This window comes from Campylobacter sp. JH32, assembly GCF_017846535.1.
GTDB classification, from domain to species: Bacteria; Campylobacterota; Campylobacteria; order Campylobacterales; family Campylobacteraceae; genus Campylobacter_D; species Campylobacter_D coli.
This window is the reverse complement of record NZ_JAEQBS010000021.1, coordinates 1-4,172: the sequence shown is the minus strand read 5'-3', so window position 1 is coordinate 4,172 and position 4,172 is coordinate 1. Positions and strand designations below refer to the sequence as shown.

Here is a 4,172-nt window from a genome sequence, read left to right as displayed (position 1 = left end):
ATTATTTTTTATTTTAATATGATGAATTATCTTGTTATATCTTTTTGAGATATTGTTTTTGTAGGATTTTCAAAGGTATTAAGTTTATTATGAAAATCAATGAAATTTAATTGTTTTTTGACTTCATCAAGCCCTTTATTTAAAAAAATGTCATTGAAATCACTTATTCCTTGTTCTGCTTCTTGATTGCTGATTTTTGGAATAATAACTTTAATATCTGAAAATTTTTGTTGAATTTCTTTTGCAGTTTCCACCCCGACATTAGAAAGACCTTTTAATTCTCTTTTTTTATCATTATCGGCTATTAAGGTAATAGGAGTGTTTTGAAATTTGTTTTTTAGGGTTTCAACGATTTTTGATAAGTTTCCAGCATCTATACCCATTATTACAGGCTTATTGAGTGCTTTGTATATAGTTGCAGCAGTAGCAAAGCCTTCTGCTATGATAAATTCTTTGCAATATTCTAGGTTTTTTGCACCTATTAGGTGAAAACATCCAGATTTTTTTGCAGAATATTCAATGCCTTGCTCTTTTTCTTCTTTAGTTTTAATTACACCAATAATTTTATCACCATTTGGGAATATTCTTTGCACAGACCATAATTTGCCATTTTCATCTTTTAAGGGAATAAGTAAAGAACCTTTGTTATCCTGCTTAAGATAAAAGTTTTCACTAAAACCTTTTTTCTTTAAATAAGGATGATTTGAATGAGCCCAATTAGCTTGATTATATTCTTCTTCAATTTTTAATGCTGTTTTTTGCTGAAGCTCTAAAATGTCTTGTTTCGTATTATTGCTTGTAGAATTATGTAATCTTTTTTGACTAGGAGTTTGATAACTTACAATGTTTTGTTTTGCATTTTCTAAAGGCATTTTCCAATTTTCTTTAATACCTGTTTTAAAATTTTGAATAAAACCAGCAGGGTATTTATCTAAAAATCCACTATAAGCTCCACTCATTTCTCTGCCTTTATCTGTTGTTGTTTTTACTCTGTGGATTTTGCCATCCATGATAGGTGAACCATCAATAATTAAACCTTGATTTTCTAAAGCAGATTTAAAAGTAGTTAAAACTTCATTTTCATCAAATGAAAATTCTTTATTTTGGTACGGATAAAACCATTGTGAGAAAATATTTTTATCTAAGCTTTTTGGAGCAAACCATTTTTTTTCTTTATCATCCCACATTGCCCCTAATGATTTTACTTTTTCTTTGTCTTTAAATGGAACATAAAGATAAATTCTTTTTTGTGGCATCGTATATCCTTTTAGTTTCCTTTAATATTATTATTGCTATAATTGCAATTAAATTCAAAGGGCTTCCTAGTAGCCCACTTTTTTTATATTAACAATATTCCAAAATTTCTTCGTTAAATGTTTTAATTAAATCACTTAAGAATAAATCTATTTTTTGTGGATTTAATCCTATATGAGTGTTTTCTATTTTTGTCGTTAATCTTGGATAATGTTTGCCATTTTTTTCTGTAGTTTTTAAAATATTTTCCCAATGATAACTTCTATTTCTTAGATTTTGTAATAAGCTAAGAACAATATCAACCTTATGCGTATTTCTAAAGCGTAATTTTATACCATTTTCAAAAAAGAAATTTCTATTGTGTTGATTGTAGTTTCTAAAATTGATATTTTTTAAATCCATTATAGAGTTTTGTAATTTATTTTCTTTGATAAGATGAATAATAGCTCCTAAGCTCATACGAGAAAGATATTGATGATGAGATAAATTTCTATTTTTTTCTCTATTTTCAATTTCATCTTTAGCTTTTTTAATATTTTCATCATTAGAATTTTTTATCCAATTACTATCTTTCTCTGATAATTTATTATCTAGTTTATTTCTAAGAATAATTTCTAATGTAGCAATTTTTGGAGTGATTTTTCCTACAAATTTAAGGTTATCATAATGCTTTACAATATCATCATTATAGGAAGATAATCTCATTTGAGAAAACAGATCATTAAAATTTGTTAGATTATTCATTCTTTACCTTGATCGAGAATATGTTTTTTCGTTGCTAATTTCTTTATCTGGTAAAACTTTATTTAGTTTTTTTGAAAAATTCATTCATTTTTTCTTTTAACAATATTCATTTTTTAGTTATCTATTTAGCAAAATAAAAAACAATAATTAATTACCATTTTTATTTTTATTAATAAAAACGGATGAGAGAATATCAATATGTTCTAATAAACCTTTTTTGATTCGAGTTTCTGGAAATCTCATAGTATCTAATTGCACAATAAGCCCTTCTTTTCTAGCGTGTTTTACAGTAGGAACAAAATCGCTATCCGAAGTAATTAAAATGATTTTTTCCACTTGGTGTTTATTTGCTAAAGTTGCAATATCAAGTCCTATTTTCATATCTACACCTTTTTGTTTAATATCTATAACAAAATCTTCATTGCTTAGTTCGCTAACATCAATTTCACCTAATCTTACAGCAAAATACGGTTGCTTTCTTAGATGTTTTAATAATTCACTTCTAAATTTATAAGTTGTAGTTTTGCTTAAATTTTTAGATTTATCAGTTTTTTCTATAGGAGGCATAGGAACATTTTTATCTAACGGTTCGCAATCATAAATATAAACTTTATATAAATAGTCTTCACTTCTTCTAAGAGTTTCCCACACATAGTCTTTTAATCTTTTGGCTAATTCTGCGGCTTCCATTGTTTTAATGCTTTTGCGTGTATTGTATCCTTCAATAAAAAAGAAAGATCTACAAGAACAGCAGTCTTTTTTGGTTGAATTATAGAAAATTCTGTATCTTTATTGGACAAATCCATAATATGTAGTCCTATTTGCTAAATCTTGAAGGCAAAATGAGTCGTCATTTTAAAAATATTATGTAAAAAGACCCCTCTATGTGCTAATGATGCTGTAATTCTAACATAAAAACATTAATAAGAACTTACTTAGAGATAAGCAACTCATTTTCTTCTCCTTGTGAAAATTCTAATTCGATTAAGTCAAATAAACTTCGACCGTCATAATCTTTTTCATCTTCAATTTGTCTTTTCGTTTTTTGCAAGGATATTGTAACATTTTTAATTATTAATATTTAAAGTTCTTGCCTCTTTTAAAATCAATTTTCTTATATAAGTGCCATATTCACTTGCTAAATCTAAAACCATTAATTTTTTCAAAATTTCCATTTCTTGTTCATTAAGTCTGCAAACTACTAAATTATCTCTTCTTAGTTTTTGATCTACGGTTTTTCTTCCAGCTGATTTTTTATCAGCTTTACTATATGTTTTTTGAGAGCTTGTTTCAGAGTTTAAAGCTTCTGCTATTGTAAATGGTTTTTTTTCCATTATTATTTATCCTTTCTAATAAAATCTAAAAGTCTTTGATATTCATTGAAAAAGTTTGTATAACTTAATCTTGAAAGATTGTTTTCATTATAAAGTTCAGTAAAAGAAGCTCCACTACTCATAGAATTTTCAATTATCTTTGAAAATTTAAAGAAAAAAAGATTTAAATCTGTAAAATTGCTTTCAAGAGTTTCACAAATTTGCTTTTTTTCTTTCTCATCTCTATAGTCTGTAACTAAAATACAAACTTTACCATCATTACCTATTTCGTTTAAAGTTTCTAATGTTCTAAGTAAAGAATTATAATTACTCGTGCAAGGAACAATAATCTTATTGCTTTCTTTAATAATATCCAATACTCCTTTTTCTACAAATCCACCAAAATCATAAACGCAATTATCTATTTTTTTTGGAGTTGGTAAAATTTTTGCTTTTTCAGGATAAATTTTTTCTATAATAGAATTATCATTGCTTTGTAAAAAATATTCTAAATCTTTAGCAATTGAAAAAGCAAAAGGAGTCTTTCCAACACCACCTTTTTTATTTATAACAGATATTATCATTAAAAAACCTTTTTTATATTTTTGTATAATATTATATATTATTATTTATTAATAAATAATAAAAATAAATAATATTTATTTTTGTTTCTTTGATTTTTTAGTGATAGTTTTGTTTTATATTCTAAATAATCTTCTAAATGTGTAGGTAGCATGAAGTCAAAAAACAATTAAATTTCATTGATTTTCATAATAAACTTAATACCTTTGAAAATCCTACAAAAACAATATCTCAAAAAGATATAACAAGATAATTCATCATATTAAAATAAAAAATAAT

The 4,172-nt window shown here is 25.3% G+C and carries 5 protein-coding genes; all 5 read right to left on the bottom strand.

The window, feature by feature from the left end; genetic code table 11:
* Positions 1 to 26: 26 nt before the first annotated feature.
* Positions 27 to 1,256, bottom strand: a complete 1,230-nt coding sequence (locus tag KAR67_RS09240; protein ID WP_170876519.1) for a DUF5710 domain-containing protein — start codon at positions 1,254 to 1,256, stop codon at positions 27 to 29.
* 88 nt (positions 1,257 to 1,344) lie between these two features.
* A complete protein-coding gene (locus KAR67_RS09235; protein WP_060787645.1) occupies positions 1,345 to 1,998 on the bottom strand; it encodes a hypothetical protein in 654 nt (217 codons plus the stop codon).
* Between the two features lie 147 nt (positions 1,999 to 2,145).
* Positions 2,146 to 2,688 (bottom strand): NYN domain-containing protein, encoded by a 543-nt coding sequence (locus KAR67_RS09230; protein ID WP_038853341.1) that lies wholly within the window; start codon positions 2,686 to 2,688, stop codon positions 2,146 to 2,148.
* A 377-nt stretch (positions 2,689 to 3,065) separates the two neighbouring features.
* The gene (locus tag KAR67_RS09225; RefSeq protein WP_002779707.1) at positions 3,066 to 3,332 is read right to left on the bottom strand and encodes a hypothetical protein; all 267 of its coding nucleotides are present in this window, start codon (positions 3,330 to 3,332) and stop codon (positions 3,066 to 3,068) included.
* Between the two features lie 2 nt (positions 3,333 to 3,334).
* The gene (locus tag KAR67_RS09220; RefSeq protein ID WP_002802083.1) at positions 3,335 to 3,895 is read right to left on the bottom strand and encodes a hypothetical protein; all 561 of its coding nucleotides are present in this window, start codon (positions 3,893 to 3,895) and stop codon (positions 3,335 to 3,337) included.
* Positions 3,896 to 4,172 lie beyond the last annotated feature (277 nt).